Annotated in this window: 1 protein-coding gene; it reads left to right on the top strand. The window is 44.2% G+C overall.

Going from position 1 to position 416, the window contains the following annotated elements; translation table 11 throughout:
* Positions 1-233: 233 nt before the first annotated feature.
* On the top strand, positions 234-416 hold a 183-nt coding region (locus FS628_RS32130; RefSeq protein ID WP_222125311.1), incomplete at its 3' end, for a hypothetical protein.

The raw sequence follows: 416 nt of genomic DNA on the forward strand, positions 1-416 counted from the left end.
GGTAGAGGAAGTACATGATTGATATATGAAAAGGAGAAGATTTTTAAAACGGGAGTCTGTGAAGACATGGAAATGGTGGTTAGTTTGTTGGATGTATGGTTTAGGGAGATGGTGTATGTTGAGTAGGATAGGGATGAAGATATGGTTTTTATAGATGAGTTAGAGATGGTATGTGAGTTGGGAGATACGGGGAGGAGAGAGGAGTGGGTGTGGTATATGGATATGGGGGGAGGATGGAGAAAAAAATTGGGTTTGAATGTGAATGGGGAGGTTTGTGTGGAGGAATTTTTGATGGGTTTGGGATAAGAGTGGGAGAGGGGAGGATTAGGTGGAATGATATGGAAAGGGTTATAAGTTGGGCCGGTTTGCTAAGAAGAGGGGGGTTCAGAGGAAGTGGGGTTGGCTTAGAAGGGGGT

The sequence above is a fragment of the Paenibacillus xylanexedens genome (assembly GCF_007676705.1).
GTDB classification, from domain to species: domain Bacteria; phylum Bacillota; class Bacilli; order Paenibacillales; family Paenibacillaceae; genus Paenibacillus; species Paenibacillus xylanexedens_C.